25 protein-coding genes are annotated in these 24,283 nt (G+C 70.5%); 11 read left to right on the top strand and 14 right to left on the bottom strand.

Features of this window, described 5'->3' with window-relative positions:
- The 3 genes from Vau01_RS41380 (at position 1) to dctP (ending at position 2,929) form a co-directional block, all read left to right on the top strand.
- The gene (locus Vau01_RS41380) at positions 1–570 is read left to right on the top strand and encodes a TRAP transporter small permease (protein WP_204005358.1); all 570 of its coding nucleotides are present in this window, start codon (positions 1–3) and stop codon (positions 568–570) included.
- The gene (locus Vau01_RS41385) at positions 567–1,841 is read left to right on the top strand and encodes a TRAP transporter large permease (RefSeq protein ID WP_204005360.1); all 1,275 of its coding nucleotides are present in this window, start codon (positions 567–569) and stop codon (positions 1,839–1,841) included. The genes Vau01_RS41380 and Vau01_RS41385 overlap by 4 nt, the downstream gene beginning before the upstream one ends.
- A 119-nt stretch (positions 1,842–1,960) precedes the next feature.
- Entirely contained in the window at positions 1,961–2,929 is a 969-nt protein-coding gene (gene dctP, locus Vau01_RS41390; RefSeq protein ID WP_204005362.1) for a TRAP transporter substrate-binding protein DctP, read from the top strand.
- A 14-nt stretch (positions 2,930–2,943) separates the two neighbouring features.
- On the opposite strand, the gene icmF is transcribed toward dctP, so the two are convergent.
- From icmF to Vau01_RS41405, 3 genes are all read right to left on the bottom strand, one after another.
- A complete protein-coding gene (gene icmF / locus Vau01_RS41395; RefSeq protein ID WP_204005364.1) occupies positions 2,944–6,096 on the bottom strand; it encodes a fused isobutyryl-CoA mutase/GTPase IcmF in 3,153 nt (1,050 codons plus the stop codon).
- A gap of 69 nt (positions 6,097–6,165) precedes the next feature.
- Positions 6,166–7,047 carry an alpha/beta fold hydrolase gene (locus Vau01_RS41400; protein WP_204005366.1) on the bottom strand — a complete coding sequence of 294 codons (882 nt, stop codon included), beginning with the start codon at positions 7,045–7,047 and terminating at the stop codon, positions 6,166–6,168.
- A 183-nt stretch (positions 7,048–7,230) separates the two neighbouring features.
- On the bottom strand, positions 7,231–7,449 hold the full coding sequence (locus Vau01_RS41405) for a hypothetical protein (RefSeq protein ID WP_204005368.1): 219 nt from the start codon (positions 7,447–7,449) through the stop codon (positions 7,231–7,233).
- A gap of 108 nt (positions 7,450–7,557) precedes the next feature.
- Between Vau01_RS41405 and Vau01_RS41410 the strand changes: the two genes are divergently transcribed.
- Both Vau01_RS41410 and Vau01_RS41415 read left to right on the top strand, forming a co-directional pair.
- Complete coding sequence (locus tag Vau01_RS41410; RefSeq protein ID WP_204005370.1) at positions 7,558–8,307, top strand: class I SAM-dependent methyltransferase; 750 nt, start codon at positions 7,558–7,560, stop codon at positions 8,305–8,307.
- 47 nt (positions 8,308–8,354) lie between these two features.
- Entirely contained in the window at positions 8,355–9,815 is a 1,461-nt protein-coding gene (locus Vau01_RS41415; RefSeq protein ID WP_204005372.1) for an aldehyde dehydrogenase family protein, read from the top strand.
- A gap of 7 nt (positions 9,816–9,822) precedes the next feature.
- Here the strand turns inward: Vau01_RS41415 and Vau01_RS41420 are convergent, their stop codons facing one another.
- The 11 genes from Vau01_RS41420 to Vau01_RS41470 form a co-directional block, all read right to left on the bottom strand.
- On the bottom strand, positions 9,823–10,227 hold the full coding sequence (locus tag Vau01_RS41420; protein WP_204005374.1) for a VOC family protein: 405 nt from the start codon (positions 10,225–10,227) through the stop codon (positions 9,823–9,825).
- A gap of 14 nt (positions 10,228–10,241) precedes the next feature.
- Complete coding sequence (locus tag Vau01_RS41425) at positions 10,242–10,691, bottom strand: hypothetical protein (protein ID WP_204005376.1); 450 nt, start codon at positions 10,689–10,691, stop codon at positions 10,242–10,244.
- A gap of 2 nt (positions 10,692–10,693) precedes the next feature.
- Positions 10,694–11,176 carry a hypothetical protein gene (locus Vau01_RS41430; RefSeq protein WP_204005378.1) on the bottom strand — a complete coding sequence of 161 codons (483 nt, stop codon included), beginning with the start codon at positions 11,174–11,176 and terminating at the stop codon, positions 10,694–10,696.
- A gap of 18 nt (positions 11,177–11,194) precedes the next feature.
- Positions 11,195–12,328 carry an MFS transporter gene (locus tag Vau01_RS41435; RefSeq protein ID WP_204005380.1) on the bottom strand — a complete coding sequence of 378 codons (1,134 nt, stop codon included), beginning with the start codon at positions 12,326–12,328 and terminating at the stop codon, positions 11,195–11,197.
- Between the two features lie 17 nt (positions 12,329–12,345).
- Complete coding sequence (locus Vau01_RS41440; protein ID WP_239152269.1) at positions 12,346–13,455, bottom strand: 5-methyltetrahydropteroyltriglutamate--homocysteine S-methyltransferase; 1,110 nt, start codon at positions 13,453–13,455, stop codon at positions 12,346–12,348.
- A gap of 8 nt (positions 13,456–13,463) precedes the next feature.
- Positions 13,464–14,243 (bottom strand): ABC transporter ATP-binding protein, encoded by a 780-nt coding sequence (locus tag Vau01_RS41445; protein WP_204005382.1) that lies wholly within the window; start codon positions 14,241–14,243, stop codon positions 13,464–13,466.
- Entirely contained in the window at positions 14,240–15,022 is a 783-nt protein-coding gene (locus Vau01_RS41450) for an ABC transporter permease (protein WP_204005383.1), read from the bottom strand. Before Vau01_RS41450 ends, Vau01_RS41445 begins: the two co-directional genes overlap by 4 nt.
- Entirely contained in the window at positions 15,019–15,786 is a 768-nt protein-coding gene (locus Vau01_RS41455; RefSeq protein ID WP_204005384.1) for an ABC transporter permease, read from the bottom strand. The genes Vau01_RS41450 and Vau01_RS41455 overlap by 4 nt, the downstream gene beginning before the upstream one ends.
- On the bottom strand, positions 15,783–16,739 hold the full coding sequence (locus tag Vau01_RS41460; RefSeq protein ID WP_204005385.1) for an ABC transporter substrate-binding protein: 957 nt from the start codon (positions 16,737–16,739) through the stop codon (positions 15,783–15,785). Before Vau01_RS41460 ends, Vau01_RS41455 begins: the two co-directional genes overlap by 4 nt.
- A 155-nt stretch (positions 16,740–16,894) precedes the next feature.
- A complete protein-coding gene (locus Vau01_RS41465) occupies positions 16,895–17,590 on the bottom strand; it encodes a glycoside hydrolase family 12 protein (RefSeq protein WP_204005386.1) in 696 nt (231 codons plus the stop codon).
- Between the two features lie 311 nt (positions 17,591–17,901).
- A complete protein-coding gene (locus Vau01_RS41470; RefSeq protein ID WP_204005388.1) occupies positions 17,902–19,809 on the bottom strand; it encodes a beta-galactosidase in 1,908 nt (635 codons plus the stop codon).
- 24 nt (positions 19,810–19,833) lie between these two features.
- Between Vau01_RS41470 and Vau01_RS41475 the strand changes: the two genes are divergently transcribed.
- The 6 genes from Vau01_RS41475 (at position 19,834) to Vau01_RS41500 (ending at position 24,134) form a co-directional block, all read left to right on the top strand.
- Positions 19,834–20,664 carry an NAD-dependent epimerase/dehydratase family protein gene (locus tag Vau01_RS41475; protein WP_204005389.1) on the top strand — a complete coding sequence of 277 codons (831 nt, stop codon included), beginning with the start codon at positions 19,834–19,836 and terminating at the stop codon, positions 20,662–20,664.
- Positions 20,665–20,719: 55 nt separating this feature from the next.
- Positions 20,720–21,301, top strand: a complete 582-nt coding sequence (locus Vau01_RS41480) for a superoxide dismutase family protein (RefSeq protein ID WP_204005391.1) — start codon at positions 20,720–20,722, stop codon at positions 21,299–21,301.
- 80 nt (positions 21,302–21,381) lie between these two features.
- Complete coding sequence (locus Vau01_RS41485; RefSeq protein WP_239152270.1) at positions 21,382–22,575, top strand: amidohydrolase; 1,194 nt, start codon at positions 21,382–21,384, stop codon at positions 22,573–22,575.
- 42 nt (positions 22,576–22,617) lie between these two features.
- Positions 22,618–23,445, top strand: coding sequence for a transglutaminase-like domain-containing protein (locus Vau01_RS41490; protein ID WP_239152271.1), 828 nt, complete (start codon positions 22,618–22,620; stop codon positions 23,443–23,445).
- Between the two features lie 67 nt (positions 23,446–23,512).
- Positions 23,513–23,851 (top strand): peptidyl-tRNA hydrolase, encoded by a 339-nt coding sequence (locus Vau01_RS41495; protein WP_239152272.1) that lies wholly within the window; start codon positions 23,513–23,515, stop codon positions 23,849–23,851.
- Positions 23,832–24,134: a hypothetical protein gene (locus tag Vau01_RS41500; RefSeq protein WP_204005395.1), complete on the top strand. Its 303-nt coding sequence runs from the start codon at positions 23,832–23,834 to the stop codon at positions 24,132–24,134. The genes Vau01_RS41495 and Vau01_RS41500 overlap by 20 nt, the downstream gene beginning before the upstream one ends.
- Positions 24,135–24,283: the final 149 nt, after the last annotated feature.

Below are 24,283 nucleotides of genomic sequence, written 5' to 3' on the forward strand. Positions count from 1 at the left end.
GTGACGGCAGAGGTCGAGACCGAGGTCGAGGAGAAGAGCGCCACCCCCGACTTCCAGCGGTCGAACCGGTTCCTGGCCGGGCTCGCGGTGTTCGAGAACTGGCTCATCATGCTGCTGCTCGCCGGCACCGTGCTGGTCCTGCTGGGTCAGGTGTTCTTCCGGTACGCGCTGGAGCAACCGCTGTCGTGGTCGAACGAGGCGGCCACCGACCTGCTCGTGTACGTGGCGTTCGTCGGGTTCGCCATCGGCATCCGCGACAACGCGCACGTGGCCCTGAACCTGTTCGAGCGCAAGCTCGGCGCGCGGCCGCGCAAGTGGCTGCGGATCGGCGAACTCGTGGTGCTCGGCGTGGTGCTCGGCTGCATCGGGATCGGCGGCGCCACCTACCTGTGGGAGCAGCGCGACGTGGTGTCGCCGGTCGGCATCCCGCTGTGGGCGGCGTTCCTGCCGCTGCCGTTCGGCGCCGTGCTCGGGTTGGTGCACATCGTGGTCGAGGTGGTCGCGGTGCTGCGCGGCGCATCCGTGGAAGAGATCGTGGACCGCGAGGCAGAGGCCGGGGGTGCGGTGTGAGCTTCGCGCTCGCGTTCTTCGGCATCGTCGCGCTGATCCTGCTCGGCGCGCCGATCGTCGCCGCCCTCGGCGCGGTCGGCCTGATCCAGGCGACGGCGTCCGACGTGCCGCTGTCGATCGCCGCGCAGGCGGTGTTCCACGGGCTCAACTCGTTCACGCTGCTGGCGATCCCGCTGTTCGTGCTCACCGGCGAGATCCTGCACCGGTCGGGCGCCGCCGAGCGGCTGGTGCGGTTCGTGACGATCTGCGTCGGCTGGATGACCGGCGGGCTCGGCATGAGCGTGGTCGCGTCGACGATGCTGTTCTCCGGTCTCAGCGGCTCGGTGAACGCCGACGCGGCGGCGATCGGCTCGACGATGATCCCGCCGATGACGAAGGCCGGCTACCGCCGCCCGTGGTCGGCGTCGATCGTCGCCGCCGCGTCCGGCACCGGCATCCTCATCCCGCCCTCGATCACGATGATCGTGCTGGGGACGGTGGCCAACCTGTCGATCCGCGACCTGTTCCTCGCGTCGCTCGTGCCGGCCGTGGTCGTCGCCGCGAGCAAGGGCGTGGTCATCTACTTCTACGCGAAGTACAAGGAGCCGACCGCGGAACGGGTCCGGGTGACGCCGCGCGAACTCGGCCGGGCCGGGCTCGACGCGCTGCCCCCGCTGATCGCTCCGGTCATCATCCTCGGCGGCATCCTGTGGGGCGTCTTCACCGCCACCGAGGCCGCGGCCGTCGCGGTGCTGTACGCGGTGGTGCTCGCGCTGGTCTACCGGTCGGTGTCGCGGGCCGACTGGATCCGCATCTTCGTGAACGCCGGACGCACGAGCGGCGTGGTGCTGTCGCTGGTCGGCATGGCGCAGCTGCTCGCCTACATGCTGGCGTACGAACAGGTCGAGATCCAGCTGGCCGACTGGGCGAGCCAGTTCACCGGCAACTTCTTCCTGTTCGTCACGATCGTCATGGTGCTGTTCTGGATTCTCGGCGCGCTGCTGGACGGCGTTCCCGCGCTGGTGGTGCTGATTCCGCTGTTCATGCCGCTGGCCGCCGAAGCGGGCATGGGCGAACTGCACTTCGCCATCTTCAGCCTGGCCGTGTTCGGCATCTCGCTGGTGACGCCGCCGCTCGGGTCGGCCTGCTTCATCGTCACCGGCATCGCGCGGATCAGGATCGTCGACATGATGCGGCCGATGCTGCCGTTCATGGCGGTGATGTTCGCGACGATCGTGCTCCTCGCGTACGTACCGGCCTTCTCGGAGTGGCTGCCGAACCTGATCAGGTGATCCCGCCGCCGGGGTGCTCCAGTACAGTCCGACGACGAAGATCCAGAACACGTCGGGACCTGGAACTCCACGGAGGGATCGCCATGGACAGGCGACGGTTACTTACGGTGTCGCTTGGGATGTCGCTCGGAACGACGGCCGGTGCCGCGGCGATGGCCCTCACCGGCTGCGGGAAGGACGACGCGGACGCGACCGCCATCCGCCTCGGCGACACCGTGGCCGAGAGCAACCCGCAGATCGCGGCCGAACGCTACTTCGGTGAGCGGCTGGCCGCGCTGACCGACGGCGCCTACGACGTGAAGGTCTACCCCAACAGCACGCTGGGCGACCCCGCCAAGATGAACCTGCAGGTCCGCGACGGCAACCTGCACATGACCAAGACGCTGTTCGCCAGCCTCACCGTGTTCGACAAGCGACTCGGCGTGATGTCGCTGCCGTACGCGTTCGCCCGCCAGGACGACCTGTACATCGCGCTGCTGGCCCGCCTCGGCCGGCAGCTCGGCAACATCCTGGAGGCCCAGAACTTCAAGGTGCTCGCGTTCTTCGACTCCGGCGCCCGCAACGTCTACAACAAGAAGCGGCCGATCCGCACCCCCGACGATCTCAAGGGGCTGCGGCTGCGGGTGCCACAGGACACGGTCGCGATCGACACGTTCACCACGCTCGGCGCGGTGGCGACGCCGATGGCCGCCAACGAGATCCTCCCCGCGCTGCAGCAGGGCACCATCGACGGCGCGGAGAACAACCCGATCTTCTACGTCACCAACAAGCACGTGGGGGAGGCGACGTACTGGTCGTGGACCCGCCACCAGTTCGGCATCGACGCGCTGCTGGTGAGCAAGAAGTACTTCGACGGCCTCTCGAAGAAGCACCAGGACGCGTTCGTCGAGGCCGGCTTCGACGCCCAGAAGCGGGAATGGGACCTGTGGGCGAAGGAGACCGACAACTACGTCAAGCAGGCGACCGACAAGGGCGCCAAGATTAACGATGACGTCGACGTCGACGCGTTCCGGCGCGCGGTGAAGCCGATCATCGACAAGAACCGGATCGTCTACGGCGACCTGCTGGACCTGCTGCCGATCGTCTGACCGGCCCGGCCGGGTCAGACGTTGCGCCGGTACTGGCCGCCCACGTCGAAGAACGCCTCGGTGATCTGCTGCAGCGAGCACACCCGGGCCGCGTCCATCAGCACCGCGAACACGTTCCCGCCCGACATCGCCGCCTCGCGGAGCGCGGCCAGCGCCGCCGGCGCCTCGTCCCGGTGCGCCGCGTGGAACGCGTGCAACCGCGACAGTTGCGACTCCTTCTCCGCCTCCGTCGCCCGGGCCAGCTCGACCGCCGTCACCGTCGGAGCCGCGCCGTCCGGGCGCAGGAACGTGTTGATGCCGACCAGCGGCAGGCTGCCGTCGTGCTTGCGCTGTTCGTACAGCATCGACTCGTCCTGGATGCGGCCGCGCTGGTAACCGGTCTCCATCGCGCCGAGCACGCCGCCGCGTTCGGAGATGCGGTCGAACTCCGCCAGCACGGCGTTCTCCACGAGGTCGGTGAGCTCGTCGATGATGAACGCGCCCTGCAGCGGGTTCTCGTTGACCGCGAGTCCCCACTCCTTGTTGATGATCAGCTGGATGGCCAGCGCCCGCCGCACCGACTCGGCGCCCGGCGTGGTGACCGCCTCGTCGAACGCGTTGGTGTGCAACGAGTTCGCGTTGTCGTAGATCGCGGTCAGCGCCTGCAGCGTGGTGCGGATGTCGTTGAAGTCCATCTCCTGCGCGTGCAGCGAGCGTCCGCTGGTCTGGACGTGGTACTTGAGCTTCTGCGAGCGTTCGTTGGCGCCGTACCGCTCCCGCATGGTGACGGCCCAGATTCGCCGGGCGACGCGGCCGAGCACCGTGTACTCGGGGTCCATGCCGTTGGAGAAGAAGAACGACAGGTTCGGCGCGAAGTCGTCGATCTTCATCCCGCGCGCCAGGTACGACTCGACGTACGTGAACCCGTTGGCGAGCGTGAACGCCAACTGGCTGATCGGGTTCGCCCCCGCCTCGGCGATGTGGTAGCCCGAGATCGACACGGAGTAGAAGTTGCGCACCCCGTTCTGGATGAACCACTCCTGGATGTCGCCCATCATCCGCAGCGAGAACTCGGTGGAGAACAGGCACGTGTTCTGGCCCTGGTCCTCCTTGAGGATGTCGGCCTGCACGGTGCCGCGCACCTGTGCCAGCGCCTCGGCGGCGGTTCCGCCGTTCGCCACGTGCTGGTCGATCACGGTGTTCAGGAAGAAGGCGAGAACCGTCGGCGCCGGGCCGTTGATGGTCATCGAAACGCTGGTGGACGGCGAGAGCAGGTCGAACCCGTCGTAGAGCACCTTCATGTCGTCGAGGGTCGCCACCGACACGCCGGAGGTGCCGACCTTGCCGTAGATGTCGGGCCGCGGGTCGGGATCGCGGCCGTAGAGCGTCACCGAGTCGAACGCGGTCGACAGGCGGGTCGCCGGCGCGTCGGCCGACAGCAGCTTGAACCGCCGGTTCGTGCGGGCCGGGTCGCCCTCGCCGGCGAACATCCGGGCCGGGTCCTCGTTGTCGCGCTTGAACGGGAACACGCCCGCCGTGAACGGGAACGAGCCGGGCAGGTTCTCGCGGCGCAGCCAGCGCAGCAGGTCGCCGTGGTCGGTGAACCGGGGCAGGGCCACCCGCGGGATTTCGTTGCCGCTCAACGAGGTGCGGGTCAACGGGGTGCGGAACTCCTTGCCGCGCACGGTGAAGACGTGTTCGGTGCCCGAGTACGCCTCGACGACGGCCGGCCAGGCGGTGAGCTCGTCGCGCGTCGCGGCGGGGAGGGCCGCGCGGGCCTGGTCGCGCAGGTCCGCCGCGGCCGGCAACTCGGCGGCGACGGCCTCCAGCCGCTGCACGCGCCGCGCCCGCTCCGCGAGCGTCTCGGTCTCCGCGTGGAAGTCGCGCACCGCCTGCGCGATCTCGGCGAGGTAGCGCACCCGCTCCGGCGGGATGAGGCGGCGGATCATCGTGGTGGTCTTCGCGGTGACGGGCGTGAGCAGGCCCTCGCTCACCGGCAGCCCCTTGCCCGCCAACTGCTCGCGGAGGAACTGGTAGAGCGCGGTGACGCCGTCGTCGTTGAACGTCGCGGCCGACGTGCCGAACACCGGCATCTCGTCGGGACGCGAGCCGAACGCCTCGCGCTCGCGGACGAGCTGCCGCGCCACGTCGCGCATCGCGTCGGCGGCACCCCGCCGCTCGAACTTGTTGATGGCCACCGCGTCGGCGAACCCGAGCATGTCGATCTTCTCGAGCTGCGACGCCGCGCCGAACTCCGGCGTCATCACGTACAGCGAGACGTCGGCGAACGGCACGATCGCCGCGTCGCCCTGGCCGATGCCCGGGGTCTCGACGATCACCAGGTCGAAGCCGGCCGCCCTGGCGACCGTGATGACGTCGCCGAGACTCTCGGGCAGTTCGCGGGCGCCCCGGGTGGCCAGCGACCGGAAGTAGGCGGTGCTGCCGTCGAGCGCGTTCATCCGGATGCGGTCGCCGAGGAGCGCGCCGCCACCCTTGCGGCGGGTCGGGTCGACGGCGATGACGGCGACCCGCAGCTTGTCCTGCTGGTCGAGGCGCAGGCGGCGGACGAGTTCGTCGGTGAGGCTCGACTTGCCGGAGCCACCGGTGCCGGTGATGCCGAGAACGGGCACCGTCCGCTTGTTCGCCGCCGCGACGAGGTCCTCCATCGGCAGGACCCCGCGCTCGGCTCCCGTGATCGCGCGGCCGATCGCCGCCCGGTCGCCGCCGATGACGTCCGCCGCGGTGACCGGCCGGTGCTCCCACGGGCTCCAGTCGCAGTCGCGGATCATCGTGTTGACCATGCCGGCCAGGCCGAGCTTCTGCCCGTCCTCCGGCGAGAAGATCGTGACCCCGCTCCCGCGCAGGCGGGCGATCTCGGCGGGGATGATCACGCCACCCCCGCCGCCGTAGACCTTGACGTGACCGGCGCCGGCCTGCTTCAGGCTCTCGACCAGGTACTCGAAGTACTCGACGTGCCCACCCTGGTACGACGAGACCGCCACACCCTGCACGTCCTCCTCGACCGCCGCGTCGACGATCTCCCGCACCGACCGGTTGTGCCCGAGGTGCACCACCTCCGCACCCTGCGACTGCAGGATCCGTCGCATGATGTTGATCGAGGCATCGTGCCCGTCGAAGAGGCTGGACGCGGTGACGAACCGGACCGGCTCGGCAGGGACATGGAGCATCGTTGCACCGTCCTGGGATCTTTGTTCGGTCATCCAATAGTAGGGCGTCCTAGTATTTCGACCAAACGTTCAGCGCTGGACGGCGGCCGCGTCGAGGGCGGCCGTGATCCGCGCGGCCGTGTCGGGCCCCGAGGGGTCGAGCGCCAGGCTGTGCCCGGCCGCCGCGACGATCACCCGCAGGCTCGGCGCCGACCGGAAGAACGGCCGCTCGAACCGCTCGATCGCGGCCGCGTCGGAGCAGTTCCCCTGTGCGCAGAAGATCGCGTCCCGGTCGCCGACGGCGATCACCACCGGCACCGCTACCGCACTCGACGGATTGCGGTCGGCCGGCAACGCCTGCTGGGCGGCGAAGTCGCGCCAGCGCGGGTGGTCGCGGGTCGCCGGCTGGATCCGCCGGGCCACCACCGGGTCACGCGACGTGTGCAGGAAACCGGTCACGACGAGCTGGCTGACCTTCCCGGGAACGGTGGCGAGCTGGATGCCGACGGCGGCGCTGTACGAGTGCGTGAACAGGATGATCTGGTTCGGCTGGAGCCAGGTCAGGATCTGGTCGAGCACGTGGACGTCGGTGGTGAGGGTGACGTCGTCGGTCGGCCGGCTCGACCGGCCGGTGCCGATCCGGTCGTAGGTGAGGGTGGCCCGGCCCGTGGCGAGCAGCCGGTCGACCACGCTGTACGTCCGGTCCGGCCAGTCCCAGTAACCGGTGTACGTGGTGCCGTCGGCGAGGACGTCGACGGTGCGCGGCTCGGCCCAGGTGGTCGGCTCGCAGTAGTTGGCGGCGATCCGCTGATCGGCGGGCCGGTCCGGCGCCAGCGACACGGCGAGCGTGACGGCCCGGCACCGCCGTTGCGCACCCGGCGGACTCCCGGTGACGACCGGCACCGCCACCACAACGAGTCCGGCGACCAGCCCGGCCGCCATCAACCCGACGAACGCATGGCTTCGACTCACGAAGGCCCCCTCCGTACGGCCGCCCGGCAAGCCGTCGACGGCGCGGCGTGAACAACGCTGCGGAAAGGCGAGGGCCCTCACCTACATCGATCTCCACCTATTCTCGGATGGCACAGGGTTACGAATCAAACACGTCCGGTGTATCTGGCACAAAGATCGGCAACCTTTCGGGTAGCCGTATGGCTACGCTGAGTTGGACTGGAGGTCCAGTTCGGTCAGCCACCAGACGCCCGCCGTCACCACGGCGCCGGGGACGAAGGTCCACAGCCACCACGGGGCCTGCCAGTCGAGGCCGATCACGACGATCAGCGCCCACACGACGAACTGGATGCCGCTCGCCAGCAGCCATACGCCGGTGGTGAGCTGTCGGATGTTCCGCTTCGTGCTCAGGTCGTTTCTCATGACGTCGATGCTTCCGCTTGGGCCGCCCGCCGTCGCTGGTGCCGTCACCCGGACCGGGGTGGGGATAAACCCCCTGCGGCCCGGGGGTGCCGGCCCGAGAATTGGCGCATGGACATCGATACGGACACCAATCACGCCGCCTGGGACGCCGTCTCCGAGAAGTACTGGCGGGAGTACGACGACCTCCTGGCCAAGGCGCGCGCGGGGGACTCCCTGGTCGAGGTCGAGCGGGACGTCCTGACGCCGCTGCTCGCCGGGGGACCGGACGTCGTCCACCTGCAGAGCGGCGACGGCATCGACGACCACTCGCTGGTACGGGCCGGTGCCCGGTCGGTGGTCGGGGTCGACTACAGCCGGCGCGCCGCCGCGGCCGCCGCCCGCCGGGCGGCCGACCTCGACGTCCCCGTCCGGTACGTCGTGGCCAGGATCCCGGCGACGCCGCTGGCCGACGGAAGCGCCGACCTCGTCTACACCGGCAAGGGCGCCCTGATCTGGATGACCGACCTCGACGCCTGGGCCACGGAGATCGCGCGCATCCTGCGACCCGGCGGCCACCTGTTCGTCTACGACGGCCACCCGGCGTTCGCGCTCTGGTCGTGGGACGAGGACGAGGCCCGGATCCGCCCCGACCGCGGCTACTTCGCGCCCACGTACCCCTGCGACTCGTACCCGGCGAACGGCGCGATCGAGCACCAGTGGAACCTCGGCCAGATCGTCACCGCCGTGGTCCGGGCCGGCCTGCCGGTGACGCATCTCGGCGAGCACCCGGAGCCGTTCTGGAAGATGGACGAGCGGGAGGCGGCGGCGTGGCAGGGTCAACTGCCGAACACGTTTTCGTTGCTGGCGGGGCCTCGATAGTTGCCGGGGCAAGTGGTTGAGTAGGGCAACGGAAGGAGCCCCCCGCCATGCTTCTGGACAAGGAAACCTGGACCAACCGCATCTTCGTCGGCGGCAAGTGGACCGAGGCCGCCGGCGGTAGCCGCGACGTCATCGAGCCCGCCACCGGCAACGTCCTCGGCAAGGTCGGCGCCGCCGACGCGAGCGACGTCGCACAGGCCGTCGAGAGCGCCGCCGCCGCGCAGCCCGCCTGGGCGGCCACCTCGCACGCCGAACGGGCCGCGATCCTGCGCAAGGCGGCCCAACTCTGGGCCGAGCACGGCGAGGAGATCTCCTGGTGGAACGTGCGGGAGGTCGGCACGATCCCGCCGATGGCCGGGTTCGCGCTGCACGTCGCCGAGATGGAGTGCTACGAGGCGGCGTCGCTGCCCGGCCGGCCCTACGGTGAGCTGATCGCGAGCGAGCAGCCCCGGTTGTCGATGACCCGGCGGGTGCCGGTCGGCGTGGTCGGCGTCATCTCGCCGTTCAACGTGCCGATCATCCTCGGCATCCGGTCGGTGGCGCCGGCGCTGGCCCTCGGCAACGCCGTGGTCCTGAAGCCCGACCCCCGCACGGCCGTCACCGGCGGTGTGGTGCTCGCCCGCATCTTCGAGGAGGCCGGGCTGCCGCCGGGCGTCCTGCAGGTGGTGCCCGGCGGGGTCGACGCCGGCGAGGCGCTGATCACCCACCCGAAGGTGCCGGTCATCTCGTTCACCGGGTCCACCGGCGCCGGCCGCCGGGTCGGTGAGCTGGCCGGCAAGCACCTCAAGCGGGCGCACCTGGAACTCGGCGGCAACTCGGCCCTCGTCGTGCTCGACGACGCCGACGTCGACGAGGCGGTGACGCTGGCCGCGTTCGGCACGTTCTTCCACCAGGGCCAGATCTGCATGACGACCGGCCGGCACATCGTCGCCGAGAACCTCTACGACGACTACGTGGAGCGGCTGGCCGCCAAGGCGGCACACCTGCCGGTGGGCGATCCGGCGACCGCGCAGGTCGCGCTCGGCCCGCTGATCGACGAGCGGCAGCGCGACAAGGTGCACGGCCTGGTCACCGCGAGCACCGCCGCCGGTGCCCGGGTCGCCGCCGGCGGCACCTACGACCGCCTGTTCTACCCGGCCACCGTCCTCGCCGACGTGCCACAGAGCGCGCCGGCGTTCGCGGAGGAGATCTTCGGACCGGTCGCGCCGGTACTGAAGTTCGGCTCGATCGACGACGCCGTGCGCATCGCGTCCGACACCGAGTACGGCCTGTCGCTGGGCATCGTCACCCGCGACGTCCTCAAGGGCCTGGCGCTGGCCGACCGCATGCCCACCGGCATCGTGCATATCAACGACCAGACCGTGAACGACGAGGCGAACGCCCCGTTCGGCGGCATCGGCGCGAGCGGCACCGGATCCCGGTTCGGCGGAGCCGCCGCGAACGTGGAGGCGTTCACGGAGACCCGCTGGGTCACGATGCGCAGCCAGCCGCCCACGTACCCGTTCTAGCCAGCCGTCAGAGGAACAGGCAGAAGGGATGTCCGGCCGGGTCGAGGAGAACCCGCACGGTCTGCTGCGGCTGCACCGCCGCCAGCGACGCACCGGCGGCGATGGCGTGGTCGGTGGCCGCGTCGAGATCCTCGACGAGGATGTCGAGGTGCTGCGTCGCGTTCTGCGTGCCGGGCTCACTCGGCCACGTCGGCGGCTTCCACCGCGTCTCGTACTCGAAGTTGAGCGTCGGCTCGGAACTGCCCTCCGGCGCGCGGAGCTGCGCCCAACCGGCGGTCGGCGGCTCGCCGGGGCGCGGTTCCTCCTCGGTCGTGACCGGCCGGCCGAGCAGGCGCGCGTAGAAGCCGGCCAGGGCCCGCGGATCCGGGGCCGTGATGGTGATGGAGGTGACCCGAAGGCGAAGTCCGTCCACGGGGCCGAGCGTACCTAGGACGACCGGGATCGCGAGGGGAGTCCGATCACCGCGAGGCCGCACAGCGCCGTCACCAGGAGGCCCTGTGCGGCACTCAGCGGTGCGTACCACGACGGGACGACCCCGGCGAGGTCGTCGTTCGGCGCGATGTTCAGCAGCCCGTCGAGGGTCAGCAGGAGGCCCAGCGCGATCCCGGCCAGCAGGGCGACGGTCAGGGCGCGCCGGTTGCGGCCCGGGTTCCACATCAGCCCGACGACCACCAGCGACAGCACCACCCCGCCGGCGTACCCGACGGTGGCGAGCGCCCACCGGTCCGGCCCGACGGTGACGGGCAGCCCGTGGTCCATCCGGTAGAGCCCGATGTTCCCGTCGGCGGCCGTGGCGCCCGCACACAGTGCCACGAAGCCGGTGACCGGCACCGTCGCCGTGACCGCCGCGACGGCGAACGGGATGCGGGCGTGCACCGTCAGCGACCGGCCACCCGCGCGGCGCGGGGGCCGCCCGCGGTCACCATGATCACCGCCGGGACGTACACCGCGAGCGCGAGCAGGCCCATCGCCAGGTTGAGCGGGAAGAAGTACGCCGGGTAGACCGCGCCGACGATGCCGTCGGGCGACACGTTCACCAGCCCGTCGAGCGTCTGCACGAGGCCCAGCACGATCCCGCCGATCAGCGCGAGCGTCGTGACGGTCCGCAGCCACTCGCGGCCGGTGGTCGTCAGGCGTTCCAGGAGCACGATGATCGCGAGCGTGAGCGCCGCGCCGCCGATGAACTCCAGCGCCATCCAGCCCCGGCTGTCGTAGCGGGCGGTCGGTGGCAGGCCCTCACGCACCAGGTACTCGTCGAGGTTCTGCTGGATGTCGAGCCGGCTGAGGAACAGGACGCCGAACCCGAGGATCAGCAGTATCCCCGCGCCGACGACCGCGCCGAACATGGCCCGTGATCGCATGGGCCACATTCTGGCACGTCAATGCATGCGGGCGGCCGTCGACCGGGCGGCGGCCGTGCCCACGACCGCGGTCACGACACCGACCGCGCCGAGCACGAGGAAGCCAGCCCGGTACCCACCGGTGAGGTCGGTCAGCCGACCCAGCGCGACCGGCCCGAGCGCCGCGAGCGTGTAGCCGACGAGGAACGCCATCCCCGTGTACGCCGACGCCTCGCGCGGGGTCGGCGCGAGATCGGTGACGATCGACAGCGCGAGCGACAGGTTGCCGCCCATGCCCAGCCCGAGCAGCGCCGCCCACAGCCACGGCGCGGCCGGGAACGGGTCGGGTGCCAGCGCCACGAGGAACAGCCCCACGGTGGTGACGCCCACCGAGCCGAACGTCCACAGTGGACGCCGGCCGAACCGGTGCGCCAGCGCGGGAAGCGCGAACGCCGTCACCATCTGGGTCGCGCTGAACAGCGCCAGCAGCAGGCCCGCGTGGGCGGTGTCCATGCCGAGCCGGGTGTAGACGGCCGCCAGCCACGCCAGCGACCCGTAGAACAGCAGCGACTGCGTCCCCATGAACACCGCGCCGAGCCAGGCCGCCCCGCTGCGCCAGGGGAGTGGTACCCGGGTGCCGCCACGGGGCGGCGACGGCGACCGGGCGGCCAGCCACACGACCACGGCGACGATCGCGGGCACGGCCCACACGGCGAGCACCGCCTGGGTCGACACGCCCAGCGCGTCCCGGAGCGGTTCCGTGGCCCCGGCGGCCAGGAACGCCCCGGCGATGAGCGCGGCCGTGTAGATGCCGGTGACCGGGCCGACCCTGGCCGGCACCCGGGCCCGGACCACCGACGGCAGCAGCGCCCCGGCGACCGCGATGCCGGCGCCGGCCACCGCCGTGCCCGCGTACAGCCCGGCGACGCCGGCCACCGACCGCAGCAGCGCGCCGGCCGCGATCAGCCCGACGGCGAGCGCCAGCGTCGCCGACTCGCCGACCCGCCGCGAGACGATCGCGCCCAGCGGCGCGAACAATCCCATGCACAGCACCGGAACCGTCGTGAGCGCGCCGGCCGCGAACGCCGACAACCCGAACGTGGCCACGAGGCCGTCGACCACCGGCGGCACCGACGTGATGACCGGACGGAGGTTGGCCGCTACCAGGACCACCGCCAGGTACCACAGTTTCAGCCCCAGACCTCCGCGGCCGTTTCCACGATGAGCCGCAGCTTCGCCACCTGCTCCTCGTAGGACAGCGCGTTACCCTCCACAGTGGACGAGAACCCGCACTGCGGCGACAGGCACAACTGCTCCAGCGGCACGTACCGGGACGCCTCCTCGATGCGCCGCTTCAGGTCGTCCTTCGACTCCAGCGCCCCGCGCTTGGTGGTCACCAGGCCGAGCACCACCATCTTGCCGGCCGGCACGAAGCGCAGCGGCGCGAAGTCCCCGGACCGCTCGTCGTCGTACTCGAGGAAGAAACCGTCGACGGCGAGCTCGCTGAACAGCGCCTCGGCCACGAAGTCGTACGAGCCCGACGCGGCCCACGACGACCGGTAGTTGCCGCGGCACATGTGCGTGGTGACCCGCAGGCCGGCCGGCTTTCCGGCGAGCGCGGCGTTGATCTGCTTGATGTAGCGCAGGTGCTGGTGCTCGGCGTCGTCGCCGCGGGCGTCGAGCACGGCGCGCTGGTCGGGGTCGTTGAGGTAGGCGAGGCTGGTGTCGTCGAGCTGCAGGTAGGTGCAGCCGAGCTCGTGCACCGCCTGCACCTGCGCGGCGTACGCGGCGGACAGGTCGGCCCAGAACGCGTCCTCGTCGGCGTAGACGGCCGGGTCGATCGCGGCCCGGCCGCCCCGGTAGTGGACCATCGACGGCGACGGGATCGTGAGCTTCGGGGTGACGCCGGGCCCGGCGACGGAGCGCAGGTACTCGAAGTCGGAGCCGAAGATGGGCTCCTGCAACGTGATCGGCGCGTTGATGTGCAGCGCGGGCGCGGTGAACTCGACGTCTCCGTCGTTGTTGTGCATGCGGACCGTGAGGCGGTCGTCGCCCTGGCTGACGCCGCCGAGGCGGTAGATGAAGTCCATGTGCCACGAGGTGCGCCGGAACTCGCCGTCGGTGGCGGAGCTCAGCCCCACCTCGGCCTGCATGCGCACGACGTCCCGGATCGCGTCGTCCTCGATCGACCGCAGGTCGCCGGCGGAGATCGACCCCTCGGCGCGTTGCGCGCGGGCCTTGAGCAGGGCCGCCGGGCGCAGCAGGCTCCCGACGTGGTCGGCGCGGAACGGTGGCAACATGTCTTTCCTCATTTCTCTAAGGGGGAGCGCTTGGCCCGCTGGATCTGCGAGTAGACGTGTCCGCGCAGTTCGACGAACCGGGGATCGGACCGGGTGGTGAGCTGGTCGCGCTCCGCGGGCAGGTCGACCGCCACGTCATCGATCACCGTGGTCGGTGACGACGACAGGATCACCACCCGCTGCCCCAGGTACACCGACTCGTCGATGTCGTGGGTGACGAACAGCATCGTGATGCCGAACTTCTTCCACACGTCGCGGACGAGGTCCTCGAGCTCGGCCCGGGTCTGCGCGTCGACGGCGGCGAACGGCTCGTCCATCAGCAGCACGCCCGGCTGGAACGCCAGCGCCCGCGCGATCGCCACCCGCTGCTGCATGCCGCCGCTGAGCTGCCACGGGTACGCCGTGTGCGCGTCGGCGAGGCCGACCGCCTCCAGCGAGGACCGCACGAGGTCGCGCCGCTGGCTCTTCGCCACGCCCTTGGCCTTCAACGGAAGCTCGACGTTGGCGCCGACCCGCAGCCACGGGAACAGGCTGCGGCCGTACTCCTGGAAGACGATCGCGAGGCCGTCGGGCGGCCCCTGCACGCGTTTCCCGTCGACCGTGACCGTGCCGTCGGTGGGCGGCAGCAGCCCGGCGAGGCACCGCAGCAGCGTCGTCTTGCCGCACCCGGACGGGCCGACGACGCAGACGAACTCACCGGCCTCGACGCCGAACGTGATGTCGGCCAGCGCCTCGACCTGACGCCCGTGCCCGTCGTAGGCCTTCCGCAGGCCGTTGATCTCGATCAAGTCCGCACCTCGTCGTGGCTCGCCGCCCGCAGTCCCTCGTACCAGCCGAGCACCTGCCGCTCGACCAGCCGGAACAGCACCGACAGTACGACGCCGATCATCCCGAGCAACAGCACACCGCTCCACATCTCCGGTATCTGGAAACCCGTCTGGAACTGCCGCACCGTGAAACCGACCCCCTGGCTGGCCGCCTTCAGTTCGCTGATCACCATGAGGATCAGCCCGATCGACAGCGCCTGCCGCGCGCCGGCCATGATCTGCGGGCTGGCCGAGCGGAGCAGGAAGTGCCGCAGCCGCAGCCCGCCGGTGACCCGGTAGACGCGGCAGGTGTCGGCGAGCACGTCGTCGGCGGCGCGCACGCCGGCCACCGTGTTGAGCAGGACCGGCCACACGCAGCCGGACAGGATCACGAGCACCTTCATCAGGTTGTCGATGCCCGCGATCAGGATGAACACGGGCACCAGTGCCGGCGGCGGGATCGCCCGCAGGAACTCCAGCACCGGTTCGGTCACCGCGCTCAGCGTGCGGTTGGTGCCGATGAGCACGCCGAGGCCGACGCCGACGACCAGCGACAGCGCGAAGCCGATCGCCAGGCGGGCGAGGCTCGGCAGCACGTCGTCCACCATGCGGTCGCCGAACCAGGTCTCCGGGAACACGCCGAGGATCTTCGACAGCGGCGGCTGGTAGAAGTCGACGCTGCCGGCGCTGGCGAACCACCAGACCGCCAGCAGCACCACGGGCAGCGCGAGGAACGTCACCGTTTTCAAAAGGATCCTCACACCGGCACCTCACCCCGGATCGAGGGGTGCCAGGCCAGCACGTACCGCTCCGCCCGGCGGGTGGCGAGGTTCGCGAGCACCCCGATGATGCCGGTGACCACCACGATCGCGTACACCGACGGCACCGCGCCGCTGTTGTACGCGGTGTCCATCAGCTTGCCCAGCCCCGGCGTGCCGATGGTCAGTTCGCCGGTGATCGTGAGGATCAGCGCGACCGCGGTCGCGAGGCGGATCCCGGTGACCGCGTACGGCAGCGCGGTCGGCCACACCAGGTACCGCACCCGGTACACGAAACCGAGGCGGTACGACAGCGCGGTCTCGCGGGCCACCGGGTCGATGTCGGCGACGCCGTGCAGCGTCTGCACCAGCACCTGCCAGAACGACGCGTAGACCACGAGTACCAGCGTCGACGCCATGCCCGTGCCGAGCAGCACGATCACGAGCGGGATCAGGGCCACGGACGGAATCGGGCGGAGAAATTCGATGGTGGACGCCGTGAGCGCCCGCAGGATCGGCACCGCGCCGATGACCACGCCCAGCACGATGCCGGCCACCACGGCGATGAGCAGCCCGATGAACCAGGTGGTCAGCGTCTGCCGGAACGCGGTCCAGAACGCGCCGTCGCCGGCGTGGTCGGCGAGCGCACCGAGGATCTCGCTGGTGGGCGGGAAGTACTCACGGTCGAGGAGGCCCGTTCGCGGAACGATCTCGAGGAGCAGACCGAACCCGACCAGGCCTCCCACACCAAGAAGTGCTCTGTTCACGGCAAGAGCGAATCCACGTCGGGCTTCGACTTCAGCAGACCGTAGGTGACCGCGAGGTCGGCGAGCTTGTTGATCGCGTCCTTGTCGATCTCCGACGGCCACTTGGGCAGCGTGAGCGACTTGCGGACCTGCTCGGTGATCTGGGTGTAGGTGCCGAGCGCCGCGCGCACCTCGTCGGGGTGGCTGTTGGCGTAGGTGAGCGACTCGTTCATCGCCTCGGTGAACCGCTTGACCAGATCGGGGTTCGACTGGATCTGCTGCTGCGACGTGAAGTACAGCGCCACGCACAGGTTCGGGTCGACGTCGGCGTACGAGCCGATCGTCCGCCAGCCCTTGGCTTTCGCCGCCGACAGGAACGGCTCCACCACGAAGATGGCCTGGACGTTGCCGGCGTCGAGCTGGGCGGCCATGTCGGGGAACGCGAGCTCCACGAACGACACCTTGTTCGGGTCGCCGCCGTCCTTCTTGACGATGTCCTTCACCGACGTGTCGACGATGTTCTTCAACGCGTTGGTGGCGACCTTCTTGCCCTCCAGCTGCTTCGGGCTCGTGATCGCCGGATCCTTGACGACGATCCCGCCGAAGTCGGCCTTCGGGTCGCCGGTGGAGTTGACGCCGTTGGCGACGGCCTTCAGCGGCGCGTTCTGCGACTTGGCCAGCAGCAGTGACACGACGTTGCTGAAGCCGAACTGGTACTGGCCGCTGAGGACGCTGGGCGCGATCGCCGACCCGCCCTGCGCGGTCTCCAGGGTCAGCTCGATGTTGCGCTTGGAGAAGAAGCCCTTCTCCTTGCCGAGGTAGATGGGCGCGACGTCGAGGATCGCGATGACGCCGGCCTTGACCTGGTCGGGTTTGCCGGGCGTCGACGTCGTGGGGCTGTCGTCGTCGCCGCAGGCGGCGGTGGCGGTGGTGAGGATCAGGGCGGTGAACAAGGCAAGGGTTCTGCGTGACATGGCTGACTCCGGGCGGTTCAGAGCTGGGGTGGGTTGTTCGGATGTCGCACGCACGTTCTCTGAGAGAACATATGGCCCCGTACTCATGATCGTCAACCGATGCGGACGACGGCGCCCGGGGCGGGTGCCCCGGGCGCCGTCGAAGAGGGGTCCGGTCAGCCGGTGACCGTGAACGAGTTGGTCACGAAGTCCTTGCCGCCGGCCGACGAGGTGATCTCGTAGCCGAACTGGACGTCGCCGATGGTGACGTCGCCGAACCAGCCGCGGTCGCGGATCCACTGGCAGATCGCCCGCACGTCGACCGTGCCGGAACTGGTGTTGCTGGTGCGGACGAACGAGTACACCTGGTTCGCGCCGTTGGAGCCGCGGTAGATCTGCCAGGTGTGGCCGCCGACGCTCGTGGTCGTCTGCAGGCTGCCCAACGGGCCGACCGGCCCGTACTTGTTCATCCACAGCATGATCTCGTGCGCGTGGTCGCTCGACCAGATGTCGTACGCCGAGGTGAACGCGACGCCGCTGGTCGGCACGCTGACGTTGAACGAACTGGAGACGGCGCCCAGCGCGCTCACCCGGCGACCGATGTACCGGGTCGAGTTCGGGTACGCCTTGATGCCGCCGGTGTTGGGGTGGTTGGCCCACACGCCCCAGTTGGTGGCCGAGTTCGCCCAGATCGTCTGCGGACCGTAGCCGGAACCCCAGATGTTGTTGTAGAGCGTGTACCCGCCGCTGGACCAGGTGCCCCAGCGGTCGGACGACCACCAGACGGCGGCGTCGGCGGGAACCGCGGTGCCGACCAGGAGGGCGGCGACCACGGCGGTGGCGGCGAGAAAGCGGCGGCGTCTCAAGGGCATGTCATCAATGTAGGTCGATGCGTGCACCTAGGGAAGAAATTCGATTAATTCGACCATAGGCCGCGAATTAACTACCCCGAACGGATGATCCGTGGCACCGCTGGCCTGGCAGGATACGAACGCAAAGCGGCCTTCCGGTAAAGGGACGGTGCCGCACAGTCACCAGGGAGGTGTACGCGATGGCAAAGAAGAAAAAGGACAAGAAGTCCAAGAAGGGCAAGAAGAAGTAACCCCCTTTCCCGTCGATCTTGCAGTTGTGTCCGCCATTACGGGATGGAATGCCGCCCTTTGTCCCGGGCACAACTGCAAGATCAACGCACTGGGGGGTGGCGGATGGTGTGGGCGTAGGGGGCCAGTTGCGTGCGGTCGGGGAGGGTGACCGGCGACGGGGTGTGGTTGATCAGGACGACGGTGTCGGCTCTCGCGGCGGCCTCGACGCCGTACGGGAGGTCGGGCATCACGGGCGCGACGCCGGATCGGTCCGCCAGGTGGCGGGCCAGTGCCAGGCGGCCGGCTCGGTCGGTCATCGTCGCCAGGTAGTAGGCCTCGCCCTTGCCGTGGGAGTTGCGGGTCAGGGCGGGTGCGCCGTCGGGGGTGAAGCGCGCCAGCACCTCGGCGCCGGCCAGCTGTAGCTCCTCGGTGAGCACGTCGGTCAGATGGCTCTCGCCGTCCCATTCGAAAGCGCGACCGTCGGATGGCAGCGACCCCGCGAACTCCACCACCCGGACGCCGAGCGCCGGGCCGAGCCGCGTGGTGAACCCGCCGGGCAGGAACCGGTCGTGTTCGTCGACCACGTCGGTGAACGCGGTGGCCAGCAACCGCCCGCCGCCCGCGACGAACGCCAGCAGCGCGTCCGCGTCCCTGAGCAGGTACAGGCTCGGCGCGACCACGAGCGCGTACCCGTCGAACGGCCCGTCCGGGCGCACGATGTCGACCTGCACGTTGAGTTCGTGGAAGGCGTTGTGCCAGCCCAGCGCCTGGGCGTGGTAGTCGAACTGGGCCGGGTGGTCGGGCTGGTCGATCGCCCACCACGAGTGCCAGTCGAACACGATCGCCACTCGGGCCTCGCCGCCGGGCGCGGGCAGGTCCAGTGTGGACAGTTCCGCGCCCAGCGCCGCGACCTCCCGGTACGTCCGGGTCTCCGGGCCGGCGTGCGGCAGCATCGCGGAGTGGAACTTCTCCGCGCCCGCGGCGGCCTGCCGCCACTGGAAGAACAGGATGCCGTCGGCACCGCGCGCGACCGCCTGCATGCTCAGCGCGGTCATCTGGCCCGGTGCCTTCGGCGCGTTGTTCGACCGCCAGTTGACGGCGTTCGGCGCCTGCTCCATGAGGATCCACGGCGTGCCGGGCTTCAGCGACCGCATCAGGTCGCGGGCGAAAGCGGCGTGGCGGAACGACTCCGGGTCGCGCGGGTCGGGGTAGCAGTCATCGGAGACGACGTCGACCTCCGCCGCGAAGGCCCAGTAGTCGGTGGTCGGCCACGCGCCGATGAAGTTCGTGGTGACGGGCTGCGGCGCGCCCGCGTCCCGGATGATCTTCTTCTCCATCCGGAACAGGTCGAGCAGCGCGTCGGAGCTGAACCGGCGGAAGTCGAGCAGCCCGCCCGGGTTGACGCTGTACGGCGCGAGCCGCGGCGGCACGATCTGCTCGAAGTCGGTGTACCGCTGGGACCAGAACCACGTGCCCCAGGCGGTGTTCAGCGCGTCGATGTCGCCGTACCTGGCCCGTAGCCAGACGCGGAACGCCGCCGCGGCCCGATCCGAGTAGTCGTAGGTGAGGTGGCAGCCGAACTCGTTGTTGACGTGCCACATCGTCACCGCGGGATGGTCTTTGTACCGGTCCACGATCGCTGTCACCAGTTCGGCGGCGAGCCGGCGGTAGTCGGGCGACGTGGGCGCGTAGTGCTGGCGGCTGCCGGGCCAGCGGGTCGCGCCCTCGCGGTTCTGCGTGAGCATCGCCGGGTATTTCGCGGTCGCCCACGGCGGGGGAGACGCGGTCGCGGTCGCGAGGCAGACCTTGATGCCGCCCCCGTGCAGCAGGTCGAGAACGCGGTCGAGCCAGTCGAAGTCGAACTCGCCCTCCGCCGGTTGGATCCGCGCCCACGAGAACACGCCGACGGTCGCGAGGGTGACCCCGGCCGTCCGCATGAGCCGGACGTCGTCGGGCCAGACGCTTTCGGGCCACTGTTCCGGGTTGTAGTCACCGCCGTACCAGATCACCGGCCATACCCTAGCCTTTGATCGATGCGGATCCTGGTGACCGGTGGAGACGGCATGGTCGGGTCGGCGGTCGTGCGGCACCTGCTCGCCGCCGGTCGCGACGTCACCACGCTGACGCTGCCCGGCGTGACGCCGCACGCGGGCGTCCGTGCGGTCTTCGGTGATGCCCGCGACGAGGCCGCGGTGACCGACGCCCTCGACGGCGTCGACGCCGTGGCCCACCTCGCCGCGATCCCGAACCCGCTCAGCGACCCGGCGCCGGTCGTGTTCGCCAACAACACGCAGGCGACGTTCACCGTGCTGTGGACCGCGGCGGCGCTCGGCGTGCGGCGGTTCGCGATCGCGAGCAGCGTCAGCGCCGCCGGCCGCAGCTTCAACCCGCACCGGCCGCTCCCGGCGGCGTACCCGGTCGACGAGACGATGCCGGCCGATCTCGGCGACCCGTACGGGCTGTCCAAGCAGGTCGACGAGCTCACGTTGGGCACGGTGTGCCGGCGGTTCGGCGCGGCGGGCGTGGCGCTGCGGCTGCCGCTGATGATCGCGCCCTCGAACCTGGAGTTGATGCGGCGGGCCGACCTCGCCTCGGAGGTCGGCAACGGCTGGGCGTGGCTCGACGTCCGCGACGGGGCGGAGGCGTTCCGGCTGGCCCTGACGGTTCCGCTGACCGGCGCGCACGTGGTGCACCTGGCGGCGGCGGAGATCTTCCCGGACGGGGAGACGGAGGAACTGCTCGACCGCCACGCACCCGGCGTTCCCCGGCGGCGGTCGTTCGCCGCGCGCGAGGTTCCGGTCGATACGGGACGCGCACGCGCGCTGCTCGGATTCGAACCGCGGTTCCGCGTTCCGTCACCGTAGCGGCCTCACCGCGTTGACCCTGCGTCGTGTTCCGGGCGATCCGTGGGGGTCTGTGATGTTCCGTTCCGTTCTGCTCGCGGCGGTGTTGCTGCTGGCCGGGTGCTCCTCGTCCGATCCCGGGTCCGGCGGGACGGGTGGCGGCACCGGGGCGGGGGAGAACACCGCCACCGGCACGTTCACGGTCTACTCGTCCGGCGCGAACGCCATCACCTACAACGAACTTCTGGTGCCGGTCGGCGCGACCGCCGGCGTCACCATCGAGGAGACCGACGGCGGCACCACCGTGACGCTGGTCGTCGCCGGCCTGCAGAAGACGCGGGCGTACGGCGCGCACCTGCACGTCAAGCCGTGCGGCGCGGCGCCGGCCGACTCGGGCGGCCACCTGCAGCACAGCCACGACCCGGCCGCGTCGAGCTCCCCGCCGTCGGTGGACCCCTCGTACGCGAACCCCGGCAACGAGGTCTGGCTCGACTTCACCACCGACGACACCGGTGCCGCCCGGTCCAGCGTCACCGTCGACTGGACGTTCGACCCGAAGCCGCGATCGCTGGTGATCCACGCCCAGTCGACGAAGACCGGCCCGGGCGAGGCCGGCACCGCCGGCGTGCGGGCCGCGTGCCTGACCCTGCCGGAATAACAGAGATCGATGCCGACGTGCCGCGGCCTCCCGGCGGCACCCCGGCTGTTAGGTTTCTGCTGGGTTGAGGGGGTGCAGCGTTGAGTCCACTCGCGATCGTGCGGGGCCGGGTGGTGCCCATCGTGGGCGAGCCGATCGAGAAGGGCATCGTCCTGGTCGACGGCGGCCGGATCGTCGCCGTCGGCGACATGGACCTTGACATCCCGCCCGGGTACAAGGTGGTGCCGGCCGACCGGCAGCACGTGCTGCCCGGGTTCGTCGACGTGCACACCCACCTCGGCGTGGCCGAGGAGGCCGAGGGCTGGGCCGGCGAGGACATGAACGAGGCGACCGACCCGAACACCGCCCACGTGCGCGCGATCGACGGCATCAACCCGAGGGACCTCGGGTTCCGCGACGCGATCGCCGGCGGGGTGCTGGCGGTGAACGTCAACCCGGGTTCGGCCAACCCGATCGGCGGGCAGACCGTGGCGATCAAGTGCTGGGGCCGCACCGTCGACGAGATGGTGCTGCGCGCGCCGAGCGGCGTGAAGTCGGCGCTGGGCGAGAACCCGAAGCGCGTCTACGGCACCCGTCAGCAGATGCCCGGCAGCCGCCTCGGCACGGCCGCGGTGATCCGGGAGGGCTTCGTCAAGGCGGAGGGGTACCGCTCCCGGCTGGCCTCCGCCTCGCCGGACAAACCGGTCGAACGGGACCTGCGGTCGGAGGCGCTGGTCCGGGTGCTCGACGGGGAGATCCCGTGGCGGCAGCACTCCCACCGCGCCGACGACATCGCCACCGGGCTGCGCATCGCCGACGAGTTCGGCTACCGGCTGGTCATCGACCACGGCACCGAGGCACACCTGATCGCCGACGTGATCGCCGAACGCGGCGTGCCGGTGGTCATCGGTCCGCTGATCTCGGCGCGGGTGAAGGTCGAACTGCGCAATCTCTCGATGGCCAACCCCGGCATCCTCGCCGCCGCGGGCGTCACGATCGCGATCACCACCGACCACCCGTTCCTGCCGATCCACTACCTCACCCACCAGGTGGCGCTGGCGGTGCGCGACGGGCTCGACCGCACGACGGCGCTGGAGTCGATCACGATCAACCCGGCCCGGATCGCCGGCATCGACGACCGGGTCGGGTCGCTGGAACCCGGCAAGCACGCCGACCTCTGCATCTGGACGGGCGACCCGCTCGACCCGATGAGCCGCGTCGACCGCGCGTTCGTCGACGGCCGGCAGGTGTACGAGTACGACCCGGAGCTCCGGCAGGGCGTGTTTCTGTCGTAGGTCTCTGGCAGGCTGCCCGGCATGTATGTGGAGCCCGGGGTCATGACCTCGTTGGGGCGGTTCGCGCCGCAGCTCACCGGCCTGCCCGCGGCCCCGGCGGAGCTGGCCGCCATCGGCCACGGCCTGCTGATCCACGAGCACATCGCGCCGAACTACGGGGTGGAGCTGTCCGAGCACGAGCGGCGCAGCGTCCACCTGCGCCGCATCGAGCAGGTGCTCGAGCACGCGCTGTCGATCGATCCCGCCCCGCTCACCACCGCGCGGCCGCCGGCGAAGCGCGCCCCCGGCAACTGCCGGCATTTCACGGTGCTGCTGGTGGCGCTGCTCCGCGCGCAGGGCGTGCCGGCGCGGGCGCGGTGCGGCTTCGGCATGTACTTCCGCGCGGGCCGCGGTGAAGACCACTGGGTCGCCGAGTACTGGAACGCCGCCGAGTCGCGGTGGGTGCTGGTCGACGGCCAGCTCGACGCGAAGCAGCGCGAGATGTTCGGCATCGGGTTCGACGTGCTCGACGTCCCGCGCGACGGGTTCCTGGTGGCCGCCGACGCCTGGCAGCGGTGCCGGGCCCGGTCGGCCGATCCCGACACGTTCGGGCTGAGCTTCCTCAACGAGGCCGGCTACTGGTGGATCGCGGCCAACATGATGCGCGACGCGGCGGCGCTGGAGAACGTCGAGGTGCTGCCCTGGGACCTGTGGGGAGCCATGCCCGAACCCGACGACGCGGTCGACATGGAGCTGTTCGACGAGCTGGCCGCGGCGACGATCGACCCCGACTCCACTGTGGACACCCGCCGGCGGCTGATGGAAGACGAGCGGCTGCGGGTGCCCTCGAAGGTCCGCAACGCCGCCCGGCAGGTGCTCGAGGATCTGTAAACCGGTTGCGGGTGTCGGGTAGGGTTGATCCATGCCGTTCCGGTAGCTGTCCATCCCGCGCCTGTACCTGGTCACCCGTGCCGACCTTCCACCGGGAACCCAGGCCTGTCAGGCGGCCCATGCGGCCCTCGACCTCGCGGTCACCCGTCCCGATCTTGTCGGCCGGTGGCACGCGTCCTCCAACACGTTGGTCATGCTGTGCACGCCCGACGAACCGTCGCTGCGGTGGTTGTGCGCCGAGGCAACGGCGGCGGGCCTCACGTGCGTCCCCTTTCATGAGCCCGATCTCGGCGGCGCCCTGACCGCCGCGGCCCTCGAACCGGCCGCGCACCGCCTGGTCTCGCACCTCCCGCTCGCCCTCTCGTCGCGAGGGGAGGTGAACAACAATGACCATGTCCACGGATGACCGGGTTGCCGAGCTGTACGTCAAGCTCGGCGCCCTGGCCGAGGAGCGTGACGCGCTGCGCGCACAGCTGGACGGCGACCTTCCGGCCGCCACCCGCTGGCTGCAACGCAAGGTGTGGCGGCAGGCCGCCGCCCTCGACACGCTCAACCGTCGCGTCGTGACGCAGCGCTTCGTGCTGCGCACGCTCGACGGCCTCGGCCGCTCCCTGACCGCCGACGAGTACCGCGCCGCCCGCGCGGAAATCGCCGACGCTCAGCTGCAGGAACGCATCGAAGCGGCCTGACCGTATGTTGGTGTCCGGGTGGGCGGCTCGCTCCGCTCGCCCTCTGCCCCAGATGCCCGACGGACGGGCAGCCGCCTCTAAAGCGGCCCGTAGCGGGTTCGACTCCTGCCTGGGGCGCGGTTCCTTGTGCTGGTCTTCCGGACGCGGTT

This window comes from Virgisporangium aurantiacum (assembly GCF_016863635.1).
GTDB lineage: Bacteria > Actinomycetota > Actinomycetes > Mycobacteriales > Micromonosporaceae > Virgisporangium > Virgisporangium aurantiacum.